Here is a 24650-nt window from a genome sequence, read left to right on the forward strand (position 1 = left end):
CGTTTGGCGTGTCGGCGGAGGCGGCCGGCGGGTCAGTCCCGGCCCTGCAGGCTGCGATAGGCGCGGATGACCTGGCTGTCGTCGGCGGCGCCGAGGCCGCGGCCGGAGACGGAGAGGAACATCTGGTGGGCGAGGGCTGCCATGGGCAGGGCGGCCTTGGCCTCGCGTCCGGCCTCCAGCACGAGGCCAAGATCCTTCACGAAGATGTCCACGGCGCTGGTGACGGTTGGGTCGGCTTCCAGCATGCGGGGACCGCGATCGCGCAGCATCCAGCTTGAAGCCGCCGATCCGCCGAGAATGTCGAGCATGGCGGTGGTGTCCACGCCCAGCCGCTCGGCCAGCGACAGGGCTTCCGCCGCGACGGCGAGATGGGCGCCGCACAACAGCTGGTTCACCACCTTCGCGGTGGCGCCCTGTCCAGCGTCCTTGCCCACATGCACCACCTTGGCGCCCATGGCGTCGAGCGCCGGCTTGGCGCGGGCGAAAGCGGCATCGCCGGCGCCCACCATGATGGTGAGGGAGCCGGCGGTCGCGCCCACCACTCCGCCCGAAACCGGGGCATCGACGAAGGTGAAGCCCCGCGCTTCCACCTCTGCCGCCACCTCGGCCACCGCTGCCGGCGGGCAGGTGGACATGAGCTGGACCGCAGCGCCGGGGGCGAGAGCATCGAGCACGCCGCCAGTGAACAGCACGTCGCGGGCCTGGGCGATGTTCACCACCATCAGCACGGCCATGTCCGCCCCGGCGCAGGCGGCCGCGGCGGTGTCGGCAGCCTTGCCGCCCGCCGCCACGAGGGCGTTGCGGGCCTCGGCCCGCAGGTCGAAGCCGGTGACCTCGAATCCCCGCGCCACGAGGTTGCGCGCCATGGGCAGGCCCATGGAGCCGAGACCGATGAAGCCGATGGTCGTCATTCTTCCTCCCCTAGGCCGCTTTGGGCCATGTCTTTCTTGGGCGATTTCGTTTGCCTGGACCGTCCGCTCTCCGGCGGATCGGGCGGGAAGGGGCGGGTCCCTTCCCGGATCGATGGTGGCCTGGCGCATTTCCAGGCGAAGCGGACATCGGTCCGCTTGAAGAAACCGCGCTAGCGGCCGGTCCAGCCCTTGACCTGTTCCGCGACGGCTGCTGCGGAGATGCCGTATCGGTCGTGGAGGGTCGGCAGGGCGCCGGCATCGAGGAAGGTGTCGGGCAGGCCGATCTGGTGGAAGCCTGCCGGCGCCACGCCTGAGCGCAGCAGCGCGCCCGCCACGGCCTCGCCGAGGCCGCCGATGACGGTGTGGTTCTCCGCCACGATCACCGGGCGGCCACTCTTGCGCGCCGCCTCCACGATGGTCGCCTCGTCGAGGGGCTTGATGGTGGGCACGTGAAGCACCGCGACCTCGACCTTGTCCTGGCGCAGCAGGACCGCCGCCTCCAGGGCCCGCATGGTCATGATTCCGGAGGACACGATCAGGGCATCCGGGCCGTCGCGCAGCATCTTGGCCTTGCCGAGCTCGAACGTGTAGCCGTACTCGTCCAGCACCAGCGGCACCTGGCCGCGCAGCAGGCGCATGTAGACCGGCCCGTCATGGGCCGCCATCACCGGCACCGCCTGTTCGATCTCGTGCGCGTCGCAGGGGTCGATCACCACCATGTTGGGCATGGCCCGGAACAGGGCGAGGTCTTCCGCGGCCTGATGCGAGGGGCCATAGCCGGAGGTGAGGCCCGGCAGCGCGCAGACGATCTTCACGTTGCGGTTTTCCTCCGCGATCGTCTGGTGGATGAAGTCGTAGGCCCGGCGCGAGGCGAACACGGCGTAGGTGGTGGCGAAGGGCATGAAGCCCTCCGCGGCCAGCCCCGAGGCGGCGCCGAACAGAAGCTGCTCGGCCATGCCCATCTGGTGGAAGCGCTCGGGGAAGGCCTGCGAGAAGATGTGCAGGTCGGTATATTTTCCGAGATCGGCCGTCATGCCCACGACGGCCGGGTTCTCGCGCGCGAGGGCGACGAGGGCGTGGCCGAAGGGGGCCGGCCTGGTGCGCTGTCCCTCGGCGGCGATGGAGGCGATCATCGCAGAGGTGGTCAGCCGGGGCTTGCCGGCAGCAGCGGCGGCAGGGGGGGCGGCAGGGGCGGCAGGGGCGGCCTTGCGGGTTACGTGGTTCATGACGGCTTCCCCTCGTCGAGTGCGGCCAGCGCCAGTTGCCACTCGTGGGCATCGACGCGGATGAAGTGGTTCTTCTCGCGCGCCTCAAGGAACGGCACGCCCTTGCCCATCAGCGTGTCGGCGATGATCATGCTGGGCTTGCCGCCACCCGATTGCGCCTTGCACGCATCGAAGGCCTTGCGCACCGCTTCGAGGTCGTTGCCGTCCACGCGGCAGACGAACCAGCCGAAGGCTTCCAGCTTCTCCTTCAGCGGCTCGAAGCCGAGCACCGAGGTGGACGGCCCGTCGGCCTGCTGGTTGTTGACGTCCACCACGGCGATGAGATTGTCGAGCTGGAAGTGGGCGGCCGACATGATGGCCTCCCACACCGAGCCCTCGTCCAGCTCACCGTCGGAGAACAGGGTGTAGACGTGGCGGTCGGAGCCCTTGCGCTTGAGGCCGAGGCAGCGGCCCACGGCGATGGCGAGGCCAAGGCCGAGCGAGCCGCCCGACATCTCCATGCCCGGCGTGTAGCTGGCCATGCCCGACATGGGCAGCCGGCTGTCGTCGAAGCCGTAGGTCTCAAGCTCGTCCTCAGGGACGATGCCGGCCTCGATCAGCGCCGCATAGAGCGCGATGGCATAGTGCCCGTTGGACAGCAGGAAGCGGTCGCGTCCTTCCCAGTCCGGATCTTCGGCCCGATAGGTCATGGCATGGAAATAGGCTGCCGCCAGAACATCGGAGATGCCGAGCGCCTGCGCGATGTAGCCCTGGCCCTGCACCTCGCCCATGCGCAGCGCATGGCGCCGGATGGCGTGCGCGCGTTCGGCAAGCTGCCGGTTGTGGCCGGAAGTTGCGATGGTCATCTGGTTTTCCTCGAAGGCTGGGCGCCGCAGCGCCGGAGCGCTCAGTGGATGAGCATGCCGCCGTTGACGTCGATCACGGCGCCGGTGACGTAGGCGGACAGGTCCGAGGCGAGGAACAGGAAGATGTTCGCCACGTCCTGCGGCACGCCGAGCCGGTTCAGCGGGATGTTCTCCAGGATCTTCACCCGGGCGTCGTCGGAGATCTTGCCGGCGTTGATGTCGGTCTGGATCAGGCCGGGGGTGACGCAGTTCACACGGATGCCGTCAGCCCCCAGCTCGCGGGCCATGGCCTTCGCCAGCCCCAGCACGCCGGCCTTGGCGGCGGAATAATGCGCGCCGCCGAGGATGCCGCCGCCGCGCTGGGCAGAGACCGACGACATACAGGCGATGGCGCCGGCCTTGCGCTCGCGCATGTGCGGCATCACTGCCTGGCTGAGATAAAGCACGCCCTTCAGGTTCACATCCTGGATGCGGGCCCAGCTCTCGGGATCGATGTCCCATACCTTGATGGCCTGGGTGATGCCCGCATTGTTGATGAGGATGTCGATCTGACCGGTGGCGGCGAGCACCTCGCCGATGGCGCGGGCGCAGTCGGCCTTGTCGGTCACGTCGCAGCCGATACCCACGTGTTCGGGGCCGAGCTCCGCGGCCGCCTTGGCGGCGCCGGCCGCGTCGAGGTCGAGAATGGCGACGCGGGCGCCCTGGGCGGCGAAGGTCTTGGCGGTGGCAAAGCCGATGCCGCGCGCGCCGGCGCCCCCCGAAATGACTGCGGTCTTGCCCTTGAGCAGCACGATACGTCCTCCCGATCCAATTTTGGTTGGCCGGAGTGTGTCGGAAGCTCTAAGCCGGGAAAAACACAAAAATTGCGCGAACCGGTGAACTGAGTTCATCTAAGGGAACATGAACGCTCTTCCACTCGGCGCCCTGCGCGCCTTCGAGGCAGCCGCCCGCACCGGCTCGTTCCGCGCCGCAGCGGAGGAACTCGCCATTTCTCCAAGCGCGGTCAGTCACGCCATCCGCAAGCTGGAGGACCTGATGGGGGTCGCCCTGTTTGAGCGGGAAGGGCGGATCGTGCGTCTCAATCCCGCGGGCGAGGCGCTTCAGCTTAGCGTTTCCACGGGCTTCGACGAATTGCGGCACGGCATCGAGCAGGTCAGCGGCCGGGCCAGTAACCATCTGCGGCTGCACTGCGCACCCAGCATGGCGGCTCAGTGGCTGATGCCACGGCTGCGCGGGCTCATCGCCGAGCATCCGGGATTCGACATCCGCCTGTCCGCCAGCACGGATTATCCGCGCTTCCTGAATGATGAATTTGATGCGGACATCTGCTACGGCCCGCCACGGCAGGAGGGCCTCACCGTCATTCCCCTCGGCGAGGAGACGGTGCGCCCGCTCTGCGCGCCGGAGATGGCGGCCGGCATCCGCATCCCGGCGGACCTCTACGACCATCCGCTGATCGAGAGCGAGCACAAGAGGCTGCGCTGGAATGCGTGGTTTCTCGCCAACGGCCTTGCCCCGCCGAGCCCGCGCGGCAGCCGCTTCGATCGCAGCTTCATGGCCATTGCGGCGGCGGTGGACGGGCTTGGCGTGACGCTGGAATCCACTCGCCTCGCCGAACGCGAGATCGCCGACGGCCGGTTGGTGGCGCCCCTCGACGGCGTCGCGCATGACTTGCGCTACCTGGGCCACTTCCTGGTTTTTCCGGCAAAGTCCAAGCCGCGCAAGGCGGTCCGCATCTTCGCCGACTGGCTGGCCCGGGAACTGGGGCTGAAGCCACCCCCCGCCCTGTGAGGTCCACGAGGCCGCTCGGATCGGATCCCGCGCCCTGACACCGGAGCATCGCGACACGGCTTGCGACAGTACGGTCGTCGATGCTCCGGGCTCGCTCCCGAGCTGCGGCGGGCTCGGGAGGAGGGGAAATGGAACCGGACGTGTTCAGGTCGAACCACGCCGGATAGCCAATCCACCTCTGGATCCAAGTCAGGAGACAATTTCCAATCCGACTGCGATGTCGTTCTCCTGGAATGGCTCTCTTGATTTTTCGAGCGAACGTGATGACCGTTCGCGCAACTTGGATATTCTAGTTGCGCGATACGCGAGCCGCAGTCTTCTCTGCCCGCCCAGGAAGCAGCCGCGCGTAGGATACCTCGTTGTTGTCGTTCCAGATGATCTTGTCGCCGCTCAATGCAACGAAGACACAGCTCCAGCTGATCTTTTTCGCGTTGTCCTCATCGTAGGCCAGGCAGAGCTTGTTGCCGACGATGCGCCAGTAGCCCTGGTAGGCCTCGTGTTGATTGCGACCGTAGATCATGCCGTTGGGACTCAGGTATTCGGCATAGAATTCACCATCCTCGATGCCGACGACGGTGTTGCCGACCATCCTTGCGCGGAGTTCATCGGCGGTGAGTTCGAAGTCTGAAGCGTGGGCGCATGTCGCCAGAACGGCAATGGCCGCAGCAGCGAGAAGTCTCATGACACGCTCTCCTCTTCAGTTGTGTGGGACGAATTGCTCGACGAGCGGATAGACGGTGGCGGCGAGTTCCAGCACCAGGACCGCGAGGATCCAGATTTCGATCCAGTTGCTCTTGGACCATTGGGACGCCTCGATGATCCGGGTGTTGAGGACCTCGTGATATTCGAAAGCGAAGTCGAGGGGTTCGGCGAGGGCTTCAAGGCGGTCATAGAGATCGGCCTGAAGGGCGAGTTCGGCGAAGAGCCGCTTCGAGCCTGGACTGAGAGTGGGATTGAGCTGTTCAAGCGCGGAGTCGTTGTGCAGCGCCTGGCTGTTCATCTCGGTCACGAGCTCGGTCATCCGGCCCACTTTGGTGCCATTGCGCCGGAGGTCGCCGGGATGGATGGTATGGGTCAGCTTCACGTTCCGGTTGATCGAAGCCCACACCTCGGGCATGTGACGTTCGATGTCGCAGACGTTGCGTTCGAGGATCGTGAAACGGATGAGCGCGTCGCGGGCGTCCTCGAACTGGTCGGGGCTGGCGTAGATGATCGCGCGGGCGTTGGTCCAGACCACCCGTGCCGTCCGCAAACCCGCGCGAACCACACGCCCCCCGTCCTTCGGACCCTCCAGCGGGACGCCTTCCAGCCAGGCGTTGTCGCAGCCGTCGAACGCCAGAGGCGGCATCCACAGCAAAGCGAGGGAGCGTCCGCTGGTGTCATCAAACCGCGATGGCGGAGCCGTCGCATCTACAGGCTCGGCGACGACGAAAACCTTGCGCGGCTCCTCGACCGTGAAGACGTCCGCCTCACCGAGACCAGCCACCTGGCTGGGGGGCGCATCGAGAAAGCGCAGGCGCCATGCGCGGGCTTCGATCTCGACCGACGGATTGGGAAGTGTCCTTTGCATGACAGGGCCCCTTTCGTGTTCGGGCTTCAAGGCATCAGGGCGGCCCGGGCGGCCATGGGCCGGACGGGGACGCGATCGTCGTCATAAAGGTGCTCGGCGATGATCCGCGCGACCTCGGCGGCCGTGGCGATATCCCTCGAAGCGGTTTCCTGCCTGGCGTCGTAGGTGCAGTAGCGCAGGCACTCGGCATCCTCGAACCATTCGCTGGGCGCGACGCCGGCGCCCACCGAGAGCCGCCATGCGCTGTCCAGCTTGGCCGGATCGGCGAGGGCGAAGCGGAAGCCCAGGGACAACAGCAGGTCCGACCAGCCCCAGCGCGACGTCAGCGTCTTGATGCCGGTGAGCAGTTCGTGGCGTTCGATGACCTCGATGGGCAGGTCGCTGGTGACCGAGCCCAGGATGAAGCCGCGGGAGGCGACGCGCCGGATCTCGGTGATGACCTCTGTGAGCTGGTCGCGCTCGAGGCGGCACAGGCCGGTCTCGATGACCACGTCGAACGAGCCGTCGGGGAACGGCAGGCGTTGCGGACAGATGCGCAGGTTGTGTCCGCGCAGCCGGTGCGGGGTGCCTTCCCAGGCGGCGCGGCAGGGCTCGACGCCGATGGCATCGAATCCAAGCGCCCGCAGGTCCGACAACAGCTTGCCGGAGCCTGAGCCGAAATGCAGGATTCGCGCGCCGGGCTGCACGCCCCATGCGGCTTCCATGATCTCGGCCAGGTAGCTGCCGTTGAGTGCCCCGTTGCGGCTCGCATCGCTCCGGGCGGATTCCGCGACTTCGGCGGGCCGGTCGCGGCGTGGAGCGGGGGGCGCGAACTGGGCGCGCCGCCGCGCCATGACCTCGCTGACGATGATATCGGAGGCGGCATCGGCCGAATCCAGGACGCCGTTGAGCGTCGCGTCGAACATGTAGTCGCCCACCACCAGAAGGCCGGGATACTGCTTGGCGGCCGGGCGGTGGTTCACATAGGCGCTGCGGACCGGATAGCCGCCGGGGATCGCATTCACCGATGCCATCCAGCGATGGATCCTGCGATCGACCAGAAGTCGGCGCGCGTCCCCGAAGGCCGGCGGCAGGGCGTCGAGGCACAGGCGCTCGATGTCCTCGTCGCTCATGTTGGCAAGGCCCAGGGCGGCATTGCCGGCGATGAGGAAGCCCAGAGCGCCCCACGGTCCGATGGGGGTGCGCGCGCCCTCGTCGTAGGCGCAGCATCCGTCGAACGCATCGAGCATCCACCAGGCCCCGGAGATGTGTTCGCGCCAGAACGGGCGCTCGAACAGCAGCGTGGCACGCAAGTAGTGACCGGGCCGGTCGAAGTAGTTGATGTGCTGGTCCATGGCCGCCTTGAGGTGCGGCGAGCGCCAGTCGATGATGGACAGGGCGGTCAGGGGAAGGCAGACCACCACATAGTCCACCACTTCATGCTCGATGGCGCCGTGGGTGCAGATATCCAGCTGGAAGCGTCCGTCGAACAGCGGCTTCACCGACTTCACCGTGGCGCCGAGATGGACCTCCGCGTCGATCAGCTCGCACAAGCCGTCCACGATCTGCTCGTTGCCGCCGACCACGGAGAAGACATCCATGTATCCGGGAACATCCATCAAGACGTTCTTGAGGAATGTCAGGCCGTTGGTCAGATGCGGCGGGGCGGCGACGTCACTGTGCGCCATGATGCGCACGTAACGCCGGGCGGCATCATTGGTGATCTCGTTATAGAGTGTTTCCTCGCCCGACTTGCGGGCCCAGGAGTGGTGGTTGTCCACGTTGCGGGTGCTGGCGTAGAAGTCATCCACGCTGAGCAATTCCGCGCATTTCTGCTTGAAGCGGACCACCTGGTCCCGCGCTTCCGATCCGAAGACCGCTCCCAGATGCTCCACATCGTGGATGATCTGTCCGTCGAGGATGCAGGAGCCGCCGGCGATGTGCCGGATTTCAAGGCCGAGCTCGGTCTCGATCAAATAGCGGAGGGGATCGGGGCCGAGGGAGGAATAATCGTAGATCTCCGCCACGCCGGCCTCGTAGGGCCCGACGCCGGCGAACTCGCCGGTGACGATCTTGCCACCAAGGCGCTCGCTAGCTTCAAAGATCTTGATTCTGCAGGCGTCACCGAGCTTGTCGGTGAGGTGCCGGGCGCTGAATAGCCCCCCCGGTCCACCTCCTATGATCGCGACAGTGCAGGGTTCGGCAGTCTCTCGGCAATACTTGGCAGGAGATGGCGCATACCGCATTTCGGCCTCCTTCGTGCAGCCGATACTTTCAGGTCCGAAGGCGAAATCGGCGACGCAGTGTTCCGGGGCATTCGGTTCTCGAAGAGGGCACGCGTCGCATGTCGCTCCTGACGGGTGCAGGTGCGTCGCGTCCTTTTCTGAACTAGCGCTTGCGGGGTCGCGCCGTGTCGCAGACGTCCTTCGGGGCAGGCCAAGCGGGCTTGCCTGAACGAAAGGTCTTCATCTGGACCGAGAGTGGGTCGGCATCCTCGTTTCGGTTTTTGTTGCTCTTGTCTCGACTGAAAGATTCATAGCACCAGCAAACTGAGCAAGAAACTGCCGTGTGAATATGTCAAAATTGCCATAATTTGAACATTTTCGCATTATGCTCGCAATTGCGAGATTCGAGCCATGGTCGCGTTCGGGGCGGCCCCATGGCGTATAAAAGTACCGGTGATTACGTTGGGAAATGTGTGTCCAACTACCGGTAAACAATGGGTTTCGTAGTTGGCAATCGCGAGAACGTGAACCTCGGCCGGTGCCTGAATGCCGGTATCAGCCGGTGCACGAGGCGCACTGAAATGGCGAAGATCAAGTTGCTGCTAAAATCGGCGTCCCGCTCTACCGCCGCGAGGGGGTGGCAGGGGAGGTCTGCGCAGAAAGTGCCCCGCAGGTGGGGCGTTCGGGGCGCGCTTGGGGGGAGTGCTCTTGCGGGGGAGGGGCCGCGAGTGGCGGGCCGGATCGGGATCCGGCCCGAAAGGCAACGGTATCAGCGCGGCGCGGGGGCAGCGCCAGGCCGGGGCTTCAGGGTCCGCTTCGGCGCGGCGATGAGACCTTCGCGCTGGGCCTTCTTGCGCGCAGCCTTGCGGGTGCGCCGCACGGCTTCGGCCGCTTCGCGGACACGGCGCTCGGAGGGCTTCTCATACGCCTTGCGCTGCTTCATCTCGCGGAAAATGCCTTCCCGCTGCATGCGCTTCTTCAGGACTTTCAGGGCCTGTTCGATATTGTTGTCTCTGACGAGTACCTGCAAAACGGTTCCAATCTGAGGGTTGCCGCGAATCCCCGGCCGCAACGCGACCGCTCGCTCGAGGGCTCCCGGCATCATACCGGAAAGTGGGCGTCTTAGCACATGTGCCGCGATTTACCGCATCGGCGCACGATTTATCCGTGCATTCCGATGATCGCCGGCGGCAGATGGGCCCGGTGCCGGGCCGACATGGCGCCATAAAGGCTTTCCAGGTCCGCCGTATAGGCTGTCACGTCGAAGAGCGGCGCGGTCAGCCTGTTCGCCGCGAGACGGGCGCGCACATCCGCAAGGCGCTCCTCATCCGTGGCCAGGGTGTAGGCGAGGTCGAAATAGGCATCCGGACTGTCGGTTACGAGATCCGGCAGGCCGATGGCATGAAGGATGCTGCCCGCGACCCGGGAGGGAAATGTGTCCCCGGGGCAGGTCACGAACGGCAGGCCGACCCAAAGAGCATCGCTGGCGGTGGTGTGGGCGTTGAACGGTGAGGTGTCCAGCATCAGGTCGGCGAGCTGGAGCCGCCGCAGGTGGTCCGCCTGGCCCATGTTGGCACCGAAGACGAGGCGGCGGGCATCGATGCCCCGTGCGATGGCCTCGCTGCGTAGGTTCCCGGCGGCATGGGGGGTGTCGAGCAGCCACAGCACGCTGTCGGGCACGCAGGCGAGGAGCCGGCACCAGATGTCGAACATCTGGGGGGAAATCTTGTAGGGCTGGTTGAAGCAGCAGAAGACGAAGCCGTCGGCCGGCAGTCCGGCCTCCCGCCGCGAGGGCCTGTCGCCCACGGGCGTGCGCCTGCCGTGAGGATGGTAGGTGTTCCGCATGTAGGCAAAGGCCTCGGAATAGAAGGCGGCGCTCGCGGGGGGTGTCAGGAATGGGTCGGTGATGACGTAGTCGCAAATGCCCGCGCCCATGGTGCCTGGATAGCCGAGGTAATTAACCACCACTGGCGCCGGCCGCAGAAGGGCGATGCCGGAGCGGGCCTGAGAGGTGAAGCCCTTCAGGTCGATGAGGATATCCACCGCGTCGTCATATATGAGCCGCGCCGCGGCGTTGTCGGCCATGGCGGAGATGTCCACGAAGCGGTCGCAGGCCGCCATCAGCCGGCGGCGCATGGGCAGCCCGTCGTCGGCGCCGAATGAATAGGCATGGACCTCGAAGGCGTCGCGGTCATGCGCCTCCAGAACCTCGATCAGGAGATGGGCGGTCGCGTGTTCGTGAAAGTCGTTGGAGAGGTAGCCGAGCCGGATCTTGTGCCGCTCTTTGCGCTTCTCAGAGGGTTGGAAGCTGAAGGCGAGGGCATCGCGCTCAAGCTGCGCAGCCACCCGCCGCTCGCGGGTCCACAGTTCCGAGCAGGTGCGCTGGTCGCTTGCGCTCATGCCCGGCACCGACAGCAGGTGGAACGGCGAGAGATGGTGGCCCTGGCCTTCCGCGAGCACGGCGGCGAGGTCCGTGTCGTCGGCGGCAAGGTCCGCCCACTCGCACATATGCCGCCTGCGTCCGAATGTGTTCGAGCCCATGTGTCGAGGCCCCTCCTGCCCGATGTCATTCGCCCCGGCGGCTTCGCGGGGCATCTTTCGCGCAGGGCGGGGGGTCGCAGACCTGCCGCCTCGAATGTCAGATGGTATAAAGAAGCAAGAAATGGACCGTGCAGATAGCTTTAACTGGCCAGTGGTCCAGGAGACTGCTCCGGTGGGCAGGTTTCCAGCGCCGAGGCGAGGACGCGGGCCATACGCTCGGCCCAGTCGGTCTGCCCGGCGGGCTCGATGATCAGGTCCTGGCGGATCTCGATGCCGGTATGGAGCAATCCGCGGCGCTCGCCGTGGACGGGGATAGTATAATCTGTCGTGTCATCGACACTGTATGGCTCGTTGTCGCCAACGATGAGGCCGCTTTCCTGTCGGAGCGCCGCCAAGATGGCACTCGCAAAGCGGGTATCGCGATTGTAGAGCACCCCCACGTGCCAGGGCCGCGCCACGCCGTGATAGGACGGCGTGAAGCTGTGCATGGCGATGAGCACGGTGGGCCGGCCGGCCTTCGCCCTCTCGTCGAGCTCGGCGGCGATGCGCGCATGGTAGGGCCGGAAGAAATCGCGCTCGCGCAGGGTCCGCTCCGCATCGCCAAGGCCAAGGTTGCCGGGGATGGGCGTCGCCTCGCTCTGCTGGGGGATGGAAGAGGGAACGGAAGGCGGGCGGTTACAGTCGATGATGAGCCGCGAGTAATTCTGCTGTATGAGGGTAGCGTCGAGTCGTTCCGCCAGCGTGCGGCACACGCCCGCAATGCCGATATCCCAGGCGATGTGACGCACTCGATCCGCCTCGGAAATGCCGAGCCGGCCCATTGATCGCGGAAAGGCATTGCCCGCATGGTCCGCGACAATGAGGAACGCGGAAGGTCCTTCCGCATTGAACACTGTGACAGGCGGCATCTCGTCGTCCGCCAGCAGGGATACCGTTCGGTCCAAATCAGTCCTCACGCCTGCGCGGCGACACCGGTCGCCTGCGCTGTTCCCGAAGTTGCCGCTTTCCAAGTTGCCGCGAGCCATAGCAGACATCCGCGCGTTCTGCTCGCGCAAACCCAAAAAGGTTCCCATCCATGAAGATCCGCGCGGGCTACGAGATTATCCACACGTGCCCCAAGCCCACTCCGATGATCCTGACGCTCAGCGTCCACCCCTCGCGGGTGAACGACCTTGAGAGCGTGGACCGGATGCTGTTCGATCCGCCGATCCCGGCCAATACCTACCACGACAGCTTCGGGAATTTCTGCCACGTCATCGAGGCGCCGGCGGGACAGCTCAAGATCCATTCCGATTTCGTGATCCGCGACAGCGGCAAGCCTGACGTGGTGGCACCTGACGCGGTCCAGCACCCCCTCGGCGACCTGCCGGTGGATACGCTGTTGTTCCTGCTCGGCAGCCGCTATTGCGAAACGGACCGGTTGAGCAACGTCGCCTGGAACCTGTTCGGCCACGTGCCCAAGGGCTGGCCGCTGGTTCAGGCCATCTGTGATTTCGTCCACGGGCACATCAGCTTCAACTATGCCCATGCGAGCCCGCTGCGGACCGCCTTCGACGCCTATAACGAGCGGCGCGGCGTGTGCCGGGACTTCGCCCATCTCGCCGTCACCCTGTGCCGCTGCATGAACATTCCGGCGCGCTACTGCACCGGCTATCTGGGCGACTTCGGCGTCCCCATTGATCCCAATCCGATGGACTTCAGCGCCTGGTTCGAGGTGTATCTGGGCGATCGCTGGTACACGTTCGACGCCCGGCACAACACCCAGCGCATCGGTCGCGTCCTCATGGCGCGCGGGCGTGATGCCACGGATGTCGCCATGGTCACCACCTTCGGCCCAGCGACGCTGACGACCTTCAAGGTGGTGAGCGACGAGGTGGCGTAGGCGAGCCACTCGGCGGACTGCGTCGTGCCGGCGAGGTGTCACCCCGTCAGCATGTCTATCCGCGCCGTGGCCATGCGCACCCGGCCGGCCAGCAGGATGGCGAGGTTGCGCATGATCCGGTCGGCGGCGCGGGCGTGGGTCTCCTGGAAGGCGCGGAACTGCTCGGCGGAAATCTCCAGGCAGACCGCCTCCGTGTCGGCCCACACGTCGGCACTGCGCGGCTGATCGATGAGCGCCAGCTCGCCGAAGGCCATGCCCGGGATCAACGTCGACAGGCGCACGTCGTGCATTGAGCGCACGCTGACCATGCCGCGCACCAGGAAATAGACCCGGGCCGGCGGTTCGTTGGCGTCGATGATCCGCGTGCCGGCATCGAACACCACGCGGGTGCCGAGGCGGGAGAGGTCGGCCAGTTCCTGCGGTGACAGCCCGGCGAGCAGCGCCTGGCCTGACAGGTCGGCTTCGATGCCGATCTGCGAGAAGCCGCCATGGCGGTAGACGATCTGGTCCTCGGCCCAGTCCACGGCGGCGTCGTAGGTGGGGAAGATGCGCACGCGCACGCCTTCCTCCTTCATGGCCTTGACCTGCGGCGCCACCGGCGAGTTGCCTTCAACTCCGGCGATCACCGTGGTGGTGGAGGCCGGAAGCTGATTGCGGATCAGGCCGGTGAACAGGCGCAGCCCCGCATCGGTGATGGTGGAGACCCGGTGCAGGTTGAGGATCAGGAAGGCCGGCACACCGGCGGGGTCGGTGAGCCGGCGGGTCACATAGTCCATGGTGGCGAAGGAGAGCTTGCCGGCCAGCTCCAGCACGCGGATGGAGCCGGAGCGCTGTTCCAGGATGCTCTGCTCGTGGGGCTGGCGCCCGGGCTTGGAGGGCACGGTGCGGAAATCGTAGTCGGCGGCGATGCAGGTGCGCACGTCGTCGCGCCGCGACAGCATGTGCAGGTCGAAGGCGTCGGAGAGGGCGGAGCAGGTGCGCAGGCCGCGCACGCTGTTGCCATGGGCATCGAGCCGGGGCGAGAAGATGCCGAGGCCGAGCTGGGAGGGCAAAGCGGCGAGAATGCCGCCACCGACGCCGCTCTTGGCCGGCACGCCCACCCGATAGATCCACTCGCCGGCAAAGTCATACATGCCGGAGGAGATCATCACCGCCAAGGTGCGCGCCACGGCGTAGTTCGAGGCCACCATCTCCCCGGTCACCGGATTGACCCCGTGGTTGGCGAAGCTCGCCCCCATCACCGCCAGGTCGCGGGCGGTGACCAGCACCGAGCACTGGCGGAAATAGGTGTCGAGGATGTGATCCACGTCGCCCCGCACGCCGCCATAGGTGCGCAGCAGGTAGGCGATGGCGCGGTTGCGGTCGCCGGTCTGGCGCTCCGACTGGAACACCGCATCGTCTACCTCCAGCTCGCGCCCGGCAAAGCGGCTGAGTGTGGTCCGGATCAGCTCGAAGGCCTCATCGCCGGCAGCCTCGGCGAGGAGCCCGCTGCAGCAGATGGCGCCGGCATTCACCATGGCGTTGAAGGGGCGGTTGTCGGCCTTCAGGCGGATGGAATTGAAGGCTTCCCCGCTCGGCTCCACGCCGATGGCTGCCTCCACCTTCTCGGACCCCAGCATGTCGAGGGCGAGGGCGTAGACGATGGCCTTGGACACCGACTGGATGGTGAACGGCACCGCCGTGTCGCCCGCTTCATAGACATGGCCGTCGGTGGTGGCCACGGCGATCCCGAAATGGTCCGGGTCGGCCTTGCCCAGTTCCGGGATGTAGGAGGCGACCTCGCCGTCATGCAGGGGCGTGAAGCGGGTGTGGATATCCCGGATGGCGCGCAGCAGCGGTGTTTCGAGGGGCGTCGTGGCAAGGGGCAGGAAATTCGGCACAGCGCGGCTCCGGGCGACTCTCCCCTAGTGAAAGCGCGTGCGCTGCGGTTGGCAATGGTGCACGGCGGCAAACCGCGCTCCATTACCGGCGGCGGAGCAAATCCGGCGCGCCGCTATGGGTTCGAGCCGGCATGGCGGCCCTGACTCACCTCCCTGGCGGGAGGATCTTCCGTCGGCAGCGAAAATGGCCCCATATGGAGGCATTGCCGTCGTCATCCGGGGCGGCGAACGCTTTCAGCAGGGGGAGATGGGGTGCGCCACCGCATCTTTGCCTTCAGGTCGATCGCGGTTCTGGTCCTGGTCTGGATCGGGGCGGTGGGTGGCTTTGCGCTGCTGTCCGCCCGTTCAGCCACGCAGCAGGCCGGCGAGGAGCTGAATGCCGCCGGCGTGGCGCTGCATCGCATCGTCTCCCAGCGTGTGGCGCAGCACGATGCCCACCTCACCAGCCTTGCGGCGCTGGTCCAGTCCGCCGATCCGCCGCCGCGCGAGGCGGTGCGGCGGGTGGCGCTCGCCATCATGCGCTTTTATCCGCGCATCGTTTCGGTGCGCATCGTGGCGCCGGGCGCGGGCGGGGCCGGCGAGATCCTCGTCGCAGCCCCGGAGGGGGTGATGGCGACGCCCCTGCCGGCCTTCACCGCCGGCGTATTCGCCCAGGCCCCCGGCGAGGCCCGCGCCTATGCCGATCCTGCGGTGCCCGGGCGCTATTTCCTCGGCAAGCGGACAGGAGGGCCGGGTCGCCCGCTGGCCATGATCGTGGAGATCGACCCCGCCCTCTTGGTGGAGGGGGAGGAGCGCCCGGCCGCGACCCGCCTGCGGCTGGATCTCGGCGGACACAGCCTGGTGGACCGCACCGCTACCGCCGGTCCGCAGGGGAGCGCGACGCTCGAGACGCTGCACTTCGAGCGCGCCATCGACAGCCAGACCCAGCCCCTGAAGCTGGCGCTGGACCGCAGCCTTGCGTTCGCGCAGGTGGTGCCCATGGGGCCGGTGCTGCTGTTCGCCGTCCTGTCGCTGATCGGCCTTCTGGCGCTGCGCTACACCCTGAAGCAGCGCCGGGAGGCCAGTCGCTCGCGCGCGGCGGCCCGGGAGGCGCAGGAGCGCAGCCTTTTGCTGGAGCGCGAGACGCGCCTTGCCCATGCCTCGCGGGTCAATGCGCTGGGCGAGCTCGCCTCCGGTATCGCCCATGAGCTAACCCAGCCGCTCACTGCCCTGCTCAGCCAGAGCCAGGCGGCGCTGCGGCTGGCGGTGCCGGGGGGCGATGCCGTGCGGCTCGACGAGGCGCTGCGGGCCAATGTGCGCGAGGCCAAGCGCGCCGGCGAGATGCTCCAGCGCATGCGCGACTACATCAGCAACCGCGCCACCTCCCGCATGCCCTCCGACATCAATGCCGTGATTGTCGATGCGGCCGCGCTGGCGCGCACCGATCTCGCCCAGCGCGGCATCGGCCTGAAGCTGGATCTGGACCGCACGCTGCCGCAGGCGGTGGTGGACCCCATCGAGCTGGAACAGGTGCTGCACAATCTCATCCGCAACGCCGTGGACAGCCTCGACGGCACGGCGCAGCCCGAGAAGACGATCGTCATCCGCACCGGGACTGGTGGCGGGCAGGTGGAAATCCGCGTCGCCGACACCGGCCCGGGCATTGCGCCGGCAGTGCTGCCGCGCCTGTTCGAGCCCTTCTTCACCACCAAGGCGGACGGCATGGGGCTGGGCCTGTCCCTGTGCGCGACGCTGGTGGAGCGGGCCGGCGGCTCCATCCGTGCGGATACCGGGGCGACCACGGGTGCGGCCTTCGTCATCATCCTGCCCGCCGCAGTGGCGCGCATGGAGGCGGCGCAATGAAGCCCCTGCGCGTCTATATCGTGGACGATGACGCAGCGGTGCGGCAGGCGCTGTCGCTGCTGCTGTCCACCTGCGGCATGACGGTGGAGACCTTCGCCGACCCCGAGACCTTCCTGGCCCATGTGGACACGGCGCGCCCCGGCTGTCTGCTCATCGATCTGCGCATGCCGCTGGTCAGCGGGCTCCAGCTCAAGACGACGCTGACGGCGCGCGGCATCGACTGGCCGGTCATCATGATCACCGGCCATGGCGACGTGAACGCCTGCCGACGCGCCTTCAAAGCCGGCATCGTGGATTTCCTGACCAAGCCGGTGGACGAGCAGGTGCTGCTGGATGCCCTCGCCGCCGCCACCAAGGTGCTGGAGGAGGTGCTGGAACGGCAGGAGACCCATGCCCTGCTCGCCACCCTCACGGAGCGCGAGCGGGAGGTGATGGACCTGGTGTGCCGGGGCTGGGCCAGCAAGGAGATCGCGGCAGCGCTCGCCGTCTCGCCGCGCACCATCGATGCCCACCGTGCCAACATCGCCGAGAAGCTTGGCACCAGTTCGGTGGCGGACCTGGTGCGCATGTCCATTGCTGCACCGCCGTCTCGGTAGTCCTACCTAGCCGCCCGTGTGAAGGCGCGGATTAAGCGGCCGCCCGCCGCGCGCTAAAGCATGGGCCGTGGCGGCGCGGTTCCGTCACCCTGATCCGCTTTGCGTGCCGGTGACCGACCCCCGCTCGATCCGGCGCCATCGCAAACGTGCCAAGAACACCCGCCGCAACATAAGGGATTGACGATGAAGCGCCTTCTTCTCGCCGCCGTGGCCGCGGTCTCGCTCGTGCCGGCAGCGTCGGCCCAGGTTCTCCAGGACAAGAACATGCCTCTCACCATCGCGCTGGACATCGCGCGCGAGGCGGTCGCGGCCTGCGCGGCCCAGGGCTACAACGTGACCGCGGCAGTGGTGGACCGTGCTGGAGTGCTCCGGGCGCTGGCGCGGGCGGACAATGCCGGCGTGCATACGCCGGACGCAGCGCGCCGCAAGGCCTACACGTCGGCCTCCACCCGCATTCCCACCTCGACCATGGTGGAGAACATCCAGAAGACGCCGGCTGCCGCGCAGCTCGTCGCTATCGACGGCTTTCTGGTCGTCGCTGGAGGCGTTCCGGTGAAGTCCGGCAACGAGGTCATCGGCGCCGTGGGCGTGGGCGGCGCGCCGGGCGGGCAGCTGGACGAAGCCTGCGCCAACGCCGCCATCGCCAAGGTGGAGCAGCAGCTGAAATGAGGCTGCGGCACGCGGGCGGTCTGGCGCAAGCGCGTCGCCAAGGTGTGCCCGGAGCCTGAGCTGCGTCAGGCCCGCCGATGGGTTGCCGCCTGGCGGCGGGCTCCTGAGGGTGTCAGTCCGGGATGCCGGAAACGGGATGTCGGAAATTGTGGTGCGGTTCGATTTTGTGATATGCTTTTTATATGGGAAGTAATCGCCAAGATATCGAGCCGACCCGCCTTGATGTGGTGGCGGCTATCTCACGCTGGGATGATGAAGGTGGTGCTCAGGTGCCCCCAAATCTCTCGGCCCAGCGCCATGCGTCCTTGACCGAACGCGAGCGGCACATCCTCGAATGCTTGGGCGCGGCTTTGGTCAAGGAATGGACCGACCTGCCGACCCCCGTTCAGCGCGCGCTGTTTCGGCGGGCGACCGCCAGCGATCATGATGATCTGGCGCAGCTCAAGGTGCTCATCGCGCGTTTTCTCCATGACCACAAGGACGAGCCGAAGTCTTCGCAGTCGCACGCCCGCTCATAGGAGAACCAGTGAGGCGGTGCGCCGCCTCACCAGACCCGCACATCCACGCTCATGTCCCGGAAGGCGAGGGTATCGCCGATGAAGCTGCCGGCCACCGGAATGGCCTGGCGGATATCCCGGACCACGGCGACGGGGATGAGGTTGGACCCGCCCATGCTGCGGTTGGTGGGATCGAATGGGATCCAGCCCGCCCCCGGCACGAACACCTCGCCCCAGGCGTGGGTTGATCCCGCGCCCGAAGATCCCGTCTGGCTCTGGTCGGGATTGTGGAGATAGCCGGACACGATACGTGCGCCGAAGCCGAGGCTGCGTGCCGCCTCCACGAACAGCACCGCGAAATCCCGGCACGATCCCCAGCCCCGCTGCAGGGTCTGGACCGGGGCTTGCGTGCCCTCCTCGTCGCGGCTCTGGTAGTTGATGGCCTGGGAGACGCCGGTGCTGAGGTCCTTGAGCAGGGACAGCGTGTCGGTGGGCATCGCGCAGACGAAGCCTTGGGCCCAAGCGCGCAACTGGTTGCTGGGATCGGGATATTGCGGGGTGCCGAGGACTCCGAGGTCCTTCCACTCGTCGTCGGAATAGCGGAACGGGAAGGACTGGGCGGAGCCTGCGATATCGAACACCGGCCAGGCTACCGCGTCCAGCTGGATCTGGGTCAGGCTCTCCACCACCAGCAGGTCGGCTCCCACCTGGAAGGTGGCGGTGGCCACCGCATTGCCGGAAACGTCGTGCGCCCAGCTCACGCTCGCTTGCGGAGTGAGGGTGATGGAATTGGAGATCACGCGCAGGTCCCGGCTTTCACGGGGGCGGAGCATCAGGCGGTGGGGTCCGAAAGCGACCGGCCGGTGAAAGCGATAGGTGGTAGTGTGGCGGATCTTAAGGAGGCTCAACGGGTACTCCACAGCGAGAGAAACCACCTTATCAGCGCATGACTACGACACCACCGCAAGGTTTCCCGGTGCCGCTTCCGACGGCCGCGGGGGCCCGGGGCGGGTGGCATTCCTGTTCGCAGGGCTGGCCGGGAAGGGCGCACGGCCGGGAGGTAAACATCGTACGTCTTCAGCAGCGCCTGGCATGCAGGCAAATGTGGAAACGGCGGTTATGGAAAATATTATTGCTATTTCCAGCATTTGGGAGCATAGCTGATGCGTCGATGGAAAGCCGGAAAACTTGGCTATAGGCGGGATTGATTTCTGCTCTAAACCAATATCTCTCGCCAGAAAATGCGATTTCGACGGCCGGGCAGGGCTCGGTAAGCTACAACTCAAAAATTTGAAAGGGTTTCCCATGGCTGAGGGAACCGTAAAGTGGTTCAACGCCCAGAAGGGCTTTGGCTTCATCACTCCCGATTCTGGTGGCAGCGATGCCTTCGTGCATATCAGCGCGGTTGAGCGCGCAGGTATGTCGGATCTGCGCGAAGGTCAGAAGGTGGCCTTCGAGCTCGTCACGGATCGCAAGAGCGGCAAGCTGTCCGCGGATCAGCTCAAGGATCTGAGCTGATCTGTTCGGCCGGCGGCCCGGTCACCCGGTCATCGCCGGCCTTCGCATCGCTTTCATGAGAGATGCGTAGACCACACTTCTGCAAGGCGCCCGGCGCCTTGCAGCCCGCGTGTCCCTCGGCTCGCGCCCCCCTCTGGTCGAATGCCGGGTCGTAGAGCGCCCAGTCGTCGATCACCCCACAGGCTGGCGGCATGGTTGACACGCGCGAAGCACACAATTCCAGGCGCAGGAGACGGCAATGGCCAAGGGACAATTGCGCGGGAATCGCGAAACCAAAAAGCCGAAGAAGGTAAAGGAAGTTGTGGCGCCGCCTTCGTTTATCAAGGGTACGCCCGTATCGATCGGGCCTCCGAAGAAGAAAAGCTGAGGTGTCGTCATGGACGTTCGCACCCATGAAACCATGGTTACGTTCGACCATCCTTTCCGGATCCGCGGCACCGAGGGCGTGCTCCCGGCTGGAACCTATCGCGTGGTGATCGATGAGGAGCAGATCCTCGGCCTTTCCTTCATCGCCTACCGGCGCGTGGCCACCCTGTTGCACACGCCGGCCGTCGCGGCCCCGCAGGGCCGGAGCGAAAGCCTCGCCATCGACGCCGCCGACCTGGAGGCCGCCCTGCCTTGGCCGCCGACCACGATCAGTCCTCGCTGAGGTGACGCGGAGCTGGGATGATATTCTCGGCGCCGTGGAGGTCCGCACCCCGGAATGCAGCATGGACATCACGCTGAACGGCTGGCTGCTCTACCAGACCCTTGCCTGCCGGGTGTGGGCGCGTGCCGCCATCTATCATGCGAGCGGCGCCTGCGGCTTCCGCGACCAGCTGCAGGACGGCATGGCCCTCGTCGCCATCCGCCCTGATATGACCCGCGCTCATCTGCTGCGCGCCGCCGCCCGGTAGTTCGTGGAGGGCGACGTACAGCATTGGTGGCTGCCCCCTTCCGGCCGTGGGGTGCGCACCCGGATTTCCGATGATCGCGCCTGGCTGGCCTATACCACCGCCCACTCTGCGGCCCTGTTCCGGATGCTCAATCCCATCAACCATGCCCGCACCCGCTCGGACCTGCTGCGCTACAAGGTGGAGCCCTATGTGCTCGCCGCCGACATCTATGCGGAGCCGCCCCACCCGGGGCGCGGGGGCTGGACCTGGTACACCGGTTCCGCCGGCTGGATGCAGAGGGCCGGGCTGGAGAGCATTCTCGGGCTGCGCAAGAGGGGCAACCAGCTGCGCCTCGATCCCTGTATTCCCAAGGATTGGCCGGGCTTCGATCTGACGATCCGCCACGGCGCGGGGCTCTATCGCATCGGGGTCGAGAACCCGGACCAGGTGAGCCAGGGCATCGCGGTCGCCGCCATTGACGCGGCGCGGCAGGATCGTTCCATTCACGTCAGGATGGGATGAGGGATGCAGATTTTCGTCGGTTCTTTTCGGATCGCCGGGGCGTATTGGCGGCGTTTGCGCATGTTGCCGGCCGAAATATGCACGCGAAAAACGCCGGCCCTTCGAAAGAAGAGCCGGCGTACAAACCAGATCATTGATTAATTTCTACCGCTCAAGCGCGGCATGGTATATGGTGTTCTTTATGGACACATTTTCTCCCGCGCTCCATGAGCGCATTTCCAGTTCGGACCGTCGCCGGCAGCTCGAGAATTCGATCGCCCAGGCCATGGACCGTTACAATTCCGATTTCGAGGCGATCCGCGCCAATACTGCGCGCCTGCGCGCGTTGCGCGAGGCCCGCGAGGCGGAAGCCGAAGCCCTCGTGGTGGTCGCGCCGGTCCGCAAGCGTCGCACCAAGGCTCAGGCCAAAGCGATCTGAAGCTGAACGCCGGGGCCAGGGGAAACCCGGCCTCGATCCTGTCTTTGTGACGTGGCACAACTGCCCTTCGCCTCGGCGAAGCCGCGACGGTCTGCGCCTCTCATTGCGCAGCAGATCATAGACTTGTCCGGCATGGATCTGGCGCGCAAGGACTTTGCACTCATGGACTTTGAGAGCATCGACTCGGCGCGCACGCCGAGCAAGCCCAAGATGCGCCATTCCCAATAGATCCCGGCCAAAGCCGACCCCGACGCTCGCAGCGTTCGGGAGCCTCAGGCGTCGGCGAAGTAAGGCAGCAGGCCGGTGCCGCCATGGCAGTTGGCATATTCGGCGTGGGCGCCGGGCAGCAGCGCGAACACCTCGTGCCAAGTGAACACCTCGCGCTTTTCTTTGTAGAGCCGGTTCATGGCGATGGCATGCCGGTAGATGTCGAGATGGGTCTCGTGGCTGCGCGACCACTCTTCCAGATGCGCCATGGAGAGGAAATAGCCATGCACCGAGGTTTCGGCGCGGGGTCTTCCCTCCGCATCCAGATTGGTCATGATGCGTAGTGTCAGCGTGCCGGTCTGCTCTGGATGGGATGAAAGATGCGCCATGCCGCGCATGAGCTTGGGCTGGAGATTGTCGATATAGTCGGCGGTCTGCTCGTTACCCGCTCCCTCCCAATACTGCCCGGATCGAATTGAGATCAGGTTCAGCGGAAACGCCGCCGTCACCCGTCGGCCGTGGGAATCGGGCGCGCGGCGGGGCGGCATGGCGCCGAGCGGGCTTTCCAGCGTGTCGATGGCGGAGACGGGCATGCGGTCGCGCATGGCACCGAAATAGCCGTTGGTGGTGATGGGCACGCGCGTCGCTCCCGGCGTGCGGGCCAGGCCGATGACGTAGCCGGGCGTGGAATAGATGGTCTCGTGCCGGTCGTAGGGCACATGCATGGTTTCCCGCCACACTCCGCGGGTGCCTTCGAGGCGTGCGGGATCGCGAAACCACGCAGTGAAGGGCGAGTTGCGCTCCCAGCGGGCATGAGCGGTGGCATCGAGCCAGTAGGCGACGAGGATGGCGTTCACCGCGCCCGTCTCGTCGTGCGTGCGCATGATTTCTTGGGCGACAGGCCCGTCCGTGCCGAAGGACGTTTGCAGCCGGTCGAAGAAGGCCTTCTGCTCGTCCCAGGCAAGGTCCTGCCCCTGAAGGCCGAAATAGGCGCAGACCACGAGTCCTACTGGCTGCTCCCAGCGCAGGGAGAAGCGCGGCGCCGCCGGCTCGTGGCCCGGCGGCCGGCGCTCGGGGACGATGCGCGGATATTCGACGTGGAAGACCATGGGCGTTTCCTTGAGGCGAAGGCGCCGCGCCGGGGGTACCGGCGGGGCGTCCGATCGGTGTCGATGGGCTTCAGTTCAGGGTTTTGCCAGCCCAGATGGCTGGCCCCTTGGCCGCCTTGGCGGGGAACACGGTGACAAGATCGTTGCCGCGCCACTGCACGAACACCGGATAGGCGGTGCTGGAAAGCCCGGTGGCATCGAAGGCTGTGCAGCCGCCGGGAATGCCGGCGGCAAAGCCGGTGTCGCAGATCTTCAGCGCCGCGATGGCGTCGCGGATCTTCTCCGGGTCACGGGATTTCGCCGCGTCGATGGCCTTGGCCATGTGATGCAGCGCGGCGCCGTACATGATCACCTCGTGGGTCATGAAGGTGCCGTGCTTGGCCTTGTACTGGGCGTTCAGCTCGGGGATGAAATCATAGTTCGCGGGCGCGATGGAGAATACGCCCTCCGAATACTCGCCGAGCCCCTTCTTGAAATCGGGAATGATATAGCCGGCGGCACCGCCGACGGTGGGAATATCGATCTGCTGCTGGCGCATGGCGCGGATGATCTGGAGCGCATCGTTGAAATAGGACACCGGGAATACGATATCCGCCTTCGCCGAGCGCAGCTTGTTGATGAGCGGCGCGACATCGGTGATGCCGAGCGGATAGGCCTCGTCGATGACCGGCGTGATGCCTGCGGCCTTGGCCGCCTCCCGCAGGCCCTTGGCCTGGGCGGTGCCATAGGCGGTGTCCTCGTAAAAGATCGCGACCTTCTCGAACGGTGCGCCGGCATGCTTCGCCAGCGCGATGGCATAGTCCAGCTGGGCCTTGCCGTAGGTGGTCGCCTTGGCCGACACTTGGAAAATATACTTGTAGCCGCGCGCGGTGATCTGGTCGGCGAAGGAATGGGTGATCATGGGGATGCCGGCGCGCTCGGTCACCTCGGAAGCGGCCAGGGTGATCGACGAGACGAAGGCGCCGACCACGCCCACCACCTGATCCTGGCTGACGAGACGCTGGGTGGCGGCAGCGGCGGTGTTGGGGCTGGGCACGTCCGCCACCACCAGCTCGATCTTTGCCCCGCCCAGGGAGGCGATGCCGCCGGCGGCATTGATGGCCTCCGCCGCCATCTCGATGCCGGCGCGGCTGTTGATGCCGAACTGGGCGTTGGGACCGCTGAGCGGCAGCACCACGCCGATCTTCACCGGCGCCTGCGCCATGGCTGCGGCCGGCAGAAACGCCGCGGCAAGGGTCGCGGCGGCTGCTGAGGCGAGCGTTTTCCAGGTCCTTTGCATGCGGAAAGGTCCTCTCTCTTTTTTGGAAGGTCCGAAAAGATGAGGGTGCAACGGATATCATGTCAACAATCTTCGACGCATCTGCGTTTTTGGTATCGAGCATGCTCAAACAAGCGACAGTATGACTGATTTTTATCCCCTTTCCGCTGTGTCGAAAAAAGCCGACATAAATGCCAGGAGGGGTGGCTGGAAAGCTGCCACTCCGATGGCGCAGGTCGTACTCGTCGAAAATTTCGACACTTGACTCCGGTGCTAAACTCCCTGTTTC

At 66.1% G+C, this 24650-nt stretch carries 26 protein-coding genes; 12 read left to right on the plus strand and 14 right to left on the minus strand.

Annotated features, from left to right (window positions below; all coding sequences use genetic code 11):
- Positions 1–32: 32 nt before the first annotated feature.
- From V5F66_RS03100 to V5F66_RS03115, 4 genes are all read right to left on the minus strand, one after another.
- Positions 33–911, minus strand: coding sequence for an NAD(P)-dependent oxidoreductase (locus tag V5F66_RS03100; protein ID WP_394049965.1), 879 nt, complete (start codon positions 909–911; stop codon positions 33–35).
- Between the two features lie 170 nt (positions 912–1081).
- A complete protein-coding gene (locus V5F66_RS03105) occupies positions 1082–2137 on the minus strand; it encodes a transketolase family protein (protein WP_394093205.1) in 1056 nt (351 codons plus the stop codon).
- Positions 2134–2982, minus strand: a complete 849-nt coding sequence (locus tag V5F66_RS03110; protein ID WP_012113565.1) for a transketolase — start codon at positions 2980–2982, stop codon at positions 2134–2136. The genes V5F66_RS03105 and V5F66_RS03110 overlap by 4 nt, the downstream gene beginning before the upstream one ends.
- A 41-nt stretch (positions 2983–3023) precedes the next feature.
- Positions 3024–3773 carry an SDR family NAD(P)-dependent oxidoreductase gene (locus V5F66_RS03115; RefSeq protein WP_041575268.1) on the minus strand — a complete coding sequence of 250 codons (750 nt, stop codon included), beginning with the start codon at positions 3771–3773 and terminating at the stop codon, positions 3024–3026.
- Between the two features lie 109 nt (positions 3774–3882).
- Between V5F66_RS03115 and V5F66_RS03120 the strand changes: the two genes are divergently transcribed.
- Complete coding sequence (locus V5F66_RS03120; protein WP_394003013.1) at positions 3883–4773, plus strand: LysR substrate-binding domain-containing protein; 891 nt, start codon at positions 3883–3885, stop codon at positions 4771–4773.
- 289 nt (positions 4774–5062) lie between these two features.
- Here V5F66_RS03120 and V5F66_RS03125 read toward each other — a convergent pair whose 3' ends face one another.
- The 6 genes from V5F66_RS03125 to V5F66_RS03150 all read right to left on the minus strand — a co-directional run bounded on the left by V5F66_RS03125 (position 5063) and on the right by V5F66_RS03150 (position 11996).
- The gene (locus V5F66_RS03125; protein ID WP_012113568.1) at positions 5063–5455 is read right to left on the minus strand and encodes a hypothetical protein; all 393 of its coding nucleotides are present in this window, start codon (positions 5453–5455) and stop codon (positions 5063–5065) included.
- A gap of 15 nt (positions 5456–5470) precedes the next feature.
- Positions 5471–6343, minus strand: a complete 873-nt coding sequence (locus tag V5F66_RS03130; RefSeq protein WP_012113569.1) for a hypothetical protein — start codon at positions 6341–6343, stop codon at positions 5471–5473.
- A gap of 26 nt (positions 6344–6369) precedes the next feature.
- Positions 6370–8568, minus strand: coding sequence for an FAD-dependent oxidoreductase (locus tag V5F66_RS03135; RefSeq protein ID WP_394003016.1), 2199 nt, complete (start codon positions 8566–8568; stop codon positions 6370–6372).
- 748 nt (positions 8569–9316) lie between these two features.
- Positions 9317–9577: a 30S ribosomal protein S21 gene (gene rpsU, locus V5F66_RS03140; RefSeq protein ID WP_041575272.1), complete on the minus strand. Its 261-nt coding sequence runs from the start codon at positions 9575–9577 to the stop codon at positions 9317–9319.
- A 131-nt stretch (positions 9578–9708) separates the two neighbouring features.
- Positions 9709–11088 carry an O-linked N-acetylglucosamine transferase, SPINDLY family protein gene (locus V5F66_RS03145; RefSeq protein WP_394093206.1) on the minus strand — a complete coding sequence of 460 codons (1380 nt, stop codon included), beginning with the start codon at positions 11086–11088 and terminating at the stop codon, positions 9709–9711.
- 140 nt (positions 11089–11228) lie between these two features.
- Positions 11229–11996, minus strand: a complete 768-nt coding sequence (locus V5F66_RS03150; RefSeq protein WP_394093293.1) for an N-formylglutamate amidohydrolase — start codon at positions 11994–11996, stop codon at positions 11229–11231.
- A 167-nt stretch (positions 11997–12163) separates the two neighbouring features.
- Between V5F66_RS03150 and V5F66_RS03155 the strand changes: the two genes are divergently transcribed.
- Positions 12164–12970 carry a transglutaminase-like domain-containing protein gene (locus tag V5F66_RS03155; protein WP_012113574.1) on the plus strand — a complete coding sequence of 269 codons (807 nt, stop codon included), beginning with the start codon at positions 12164–12166 and terminating at the stop codon, positions 12968–12970.
- A gap of 38 nt (positions 12971–13008) precedes the next feature.
- On the opposite strand, the gene glsA is transcribed toward V5F66_RS03155, so the two are convergent.
- On the minus strand, positions 13009–14850 hold the full coding sequence (glsA, locus tag V5F66_RS03160) for a glutaminase A (protein WP_012113575.1): 1842 nt from the start codon (positions 14848–14850) through the stop codon (positions 13009–13011).
- Between the two features lie 252 nt (positions 14851–15102).
- Between glsA and V5F66_RS03165 the strand changes: the two genes are divergently transcribed.
- The 4 genes from V5F66_RS03165 to V5F66_RS03180 all read left to right on the plus strand — a co-directional run bounded on the left by V5F66_RS03165 (position 15103) and on the right by V5F66_RS03180 (position 18475).
- Positions 15103–16692 carry a sensor histidine kinase gene (locus tag V5F66_RS03165; RefSeq protein ID WP_394093207.1) on the plus strand — a complete coding sequence of 530 codons (1590 nt, stop codon included), beginning with the start codon at positions 15103–15105 and terminating at the stop codon, positions 16690–16692.
- The gene (locus tag V5F66_RS03170; protein ID WP_394003023.1) at positions 16689–17288 is read left to right on the plus strand and encodes a response regulator transcription factor; all 600 of its coding nucleotides are present in this window, start codon (positions 16689–16691) and stop codon (positions 17286–17288) included. Before V5F66_RS03165 ends, V5F66_RS03170 begins: the two co-directional genes overlap by 4 nt.
- A gap of 183 nt (positions 17289–17471) precedes the next feature.
- Positions 17472–17957, plus strand: coding sequence for a GlcG/HbpS family heme-binding protein (locus V5F66_RS03175; RefSeq protein ID WP_012113579.1), 486 nt, complete (start codon positions 17472–17474; stop codon positions 17955–17957).
- A 182-nt stretch (positions 17958–18139) separates the two neighbouring features.
- The gene (locus V5F66_RS03180) at positions 18140–18475 is read left to right on the plus strand and encodes a hypothetical protein (RefSeq protein WP_394093208.1); all 336 of its coding nucleotides are present in this window, start codon (positions 18140–18142) and stop codon (positions 18473–18475) included.
- 26 nt (positions 18476–18501) lie between these two features.
- Here V5F66_RS03180 and V5F66_RS03185 read toward each other — a convergent pair whose 3' ends face one another.
- A complete protein-coding gene (locus tag V5F66_RS03185) occupies positions 18502–19362 on the minus strand; it encodes a transglutaminase family protein (RefSeq protein WP_041575276.1) in 861 nt (286 codons plus the stop codon).
- Positions 19363–19759: 397 nt separating this feature from the next.
- Here V5F66_RS03185 and V5F66_RS03190 point away from each other — a divergent pair, with 397 nt between their 5' ends.
- The 6 genes from V5F66_RS03190 to V5F66_RS03215 all read left to right on the plus strand — a co-directional run bounded on the left by V5F66_RS03190 (position 19760) and on the right by V5F66_RS03215 (position 21787).
- The gene (locus V5F66_RS03190; RefSeq protein WP_012113582.1) at positions 19760–19972 is read left to right on the plus strand and encodes a cold-shock protein; all 213 of its coding nucleotides are present in this window, start codon (positions 19760–19762) and stop codon (positions 19970–19972) included.
- Positions 19973–20210: 238 nt separating this feature from the next.
- Positions 20211–20339, plus strand: coding sequence for a hypothetical protein (locus V5F66_RS03195; RefSeq protein ID WP_394006777.1), 129 nt, complete (start codon positions 20211–20213; stop codon positions 20337–20339).
- A gap of 9 nt (positions 20340–20348) precedes the next feature.
- Entirely contained in the window at positions 20349–20621 is a 273-nt protein-coding gene (locus tag V5F66_RS03200) for a hypothetical protein (RefSeq protein ID WP_394093209.1), read from the plus strand.
- A 1-nt stretch (position 20622) separates the two neighbouring features.
- A complete protein-coding gene (locus tag V5F66_RS03205; protein WP_394093210.1) occupies positions 20623–20868 on the plus strand; it encodes a GH36-type glycosyl hydrolase domain-containing protein in 246 nt (81 codons plus the stop codon).
- A 51-nt stretch (positions 20869–20919) separates the two neighbouring features.
- The gene (locus tag V5F66_RS03210; protein WP_394093211.1) at positions 20920–21369 is read left to right on the plus strand and encodes a GH36-type glycosyl hydrolase domain-containing protein; all 450 of its coding nucleotides are present in this window, start codon (positions 20920–20922) and stop codon (positions 21367–21369) included.
- 181 nt (positions 21370–21550) lie between these two features.
- Positions 21551–21787 (plus strand): hypothetical protein, encoded by a 237-nt coding sequence (locus tag V5F66_RS03215; protein WP_012113584.1) that lies wholly within the window; start codon positions 21551–21553, stop codon positions 21785–21787.
- A gap of 272 nt (positions 21788–22059) precedes the next feature.
- Here the strand turns inward: V5F66_RS03215 and V5F66_RS03220 are convergent, their stop codons facing one another.
- Both V5F66_RS03220 and V5F66_RS03225 read right to left on the minus strand, forming a co-directional pair.
- On the minus strand, positions 22060–23103 hold the full coding sequence (locus tag V5F66_RS03220; RefSeq protein ID WP_394093212.1) for a phenylacetaldoxime dehydratase family protein: 1044 nt from the start codon (positions 23101–23103) through the stop codon (positions 22060–22062).
- A 70-nt stretch (positions 23104–23173) separates the two neighbouring features.
- Positions 23174–24382: an ABC transporter substrate-binding protein gene (locus V5F66_RS03225; RefSeq protein WP_394093213.1), complete on the minus strand. Its 1209-nt coding sequence runs from the start codon at positions 24380–24382 to the stop codon at positions 23174–23176.
- Positions 24383–24650: the final 268 nt, after the last annotated feature.

It is taken from the genome of Xanthobacter versatilis (assembly GCF_043193975.1).
GTDB classification, from domain to species: domain Bacteria; phylum Pseudomonadota; class Alphaproteobacteria; order Rhizobiales; family Xanthobacteraceae; genus Xanthobacter; species Xanthobacter autotrophicus_E.

Coding starts and splice junctions, on each gene's coding strand:
- V5F66_RS03125 (WP_012113568.1), bottom strand. CDS start 5,455: ATGAGACTTCTCGCTGCTGCGGCCATTGCCGTTCTGGCGACATGCGCC.
- V5F66_RS03155 (WP_012113574.1), top strand. CDS start 12,164: ATGAAGATCCGCGCGGGCTACGAGATTATCCACACGTGCCCCAAGCCC.
- V5F66_RS03220 (WP_394093212.1), bottom strand. CDS start 23,103: ATGGTCTTCCACGTCGAATATCCGCGCATCGTCCCCGAGCGCCGGCCG.
- V5F66_RS03190 (WP_012113582.1), top strand. CDS start 19,760: ATGGCTGAGGGAACCGTAAAGTGGTTCAACGCCCAGAAGGGCTTTGGC.
- V5F66_RS03120 (WP_394003013.1), top strand. CDS start 3,883: ATGAACGCTCTTCCACTCGGCGCCCTGCGCGCCTTCGAGGCAGCCGCC.
- V5F66_RS03100 (WP_394049965.1), bottom strand. CDS start 911: ATGACGACCATCGGCTTCATCGGTCTCGGCTCCATGGGCCTGCCCATG.
- V5F66_RS03130 (WP_012113569.1), bottom strand. CDS start 6,343: ATGCAAAGGACACTTCCCAATCCGTCGGTCGAGATCGAAGCCCGCGCA.
- V5F66_RS03150 (WP_394093293.1), bottom strand. CDS start 11,996: ATGCCGCCTGTCACAGTGTTCAATGCGGAAGGACCTTCCGCGTTCCTC.
- V5F66_RS03105 (WP_394093205.1), bottom strand. CDS start 2,137: ATGAACCACGTAACCCGCAAGGCCGCCCCTGCCGCCCCTGCCGCCCCC.
- V5F66_RS03225 (WP_394093213.1), bottom strand. CDS start 24,382: ATGCAAAGGACCTGGAAAACGCTCGCCTCAGCAGCCGCCGCGACCCTT.
- V5F66_RS03180 (WP_394093208.1), top strand. CDS start 18,140: ATGGGAAGTAATCGCCAAGATATCGAGCCGACCCGCCTTGATGTGGTG.
- V5F66_RS03200 (WP_394093209.1), top strand. CDS start 20,349: ATGGACGTTCGCACCCATGAAACCATGGTTACGTTCGACCATCCTTTC.
- V5F66_RS03110 (WP_012113565.1), bottom strand. CDS start 2,982: ATGACCATCGCAACTTCCGGCCACAACCGGCAGCTTGCCGAACGCGCG.
- V5F66_RS03135 (WP_394003016.1), bottom strand. CDS start 8,568: ATGCGGTATGCGCCATCTCCTGCCAAGTATTGCCGAGAGACTGCCGAA.
- V5F66_RS03215 (WP_012113584.1), top strand. CDS start 21,551: ATGGACACATTTTCTCCCGCGCTCCATGAGCGCATTTCCAGTTCGGAC.
- V5F66_RS03175 (WP_012113579.1), top strand. CDS start 17,472: ATGAAGCGCCTTCTTCTCGCCGCCGTGGCCGCGGTCTCGCTCGTGCCG.
- V5F66_RS03195 (WP_394006777.1), top strand. CDS start 20,211: ATGGCCAAGGGACAATTGCGCGGGAATCGCGAAACCAAAAAGCCGAAG.
- V5F66_RS03145 (WP_394093206.1), bottom strand. CDS start 11,088: ATGGGCTCGAACACATTCGGACGCAGGCGGCATATGTGCGAGTGGGCG.
- V5F66_RS03170 (WP_394003023.1), top strand. CDS start 16,689: ATGAAGCCCCTGCGCGTCTATATCGTGGACGATGACGCAGCGGTGCGG.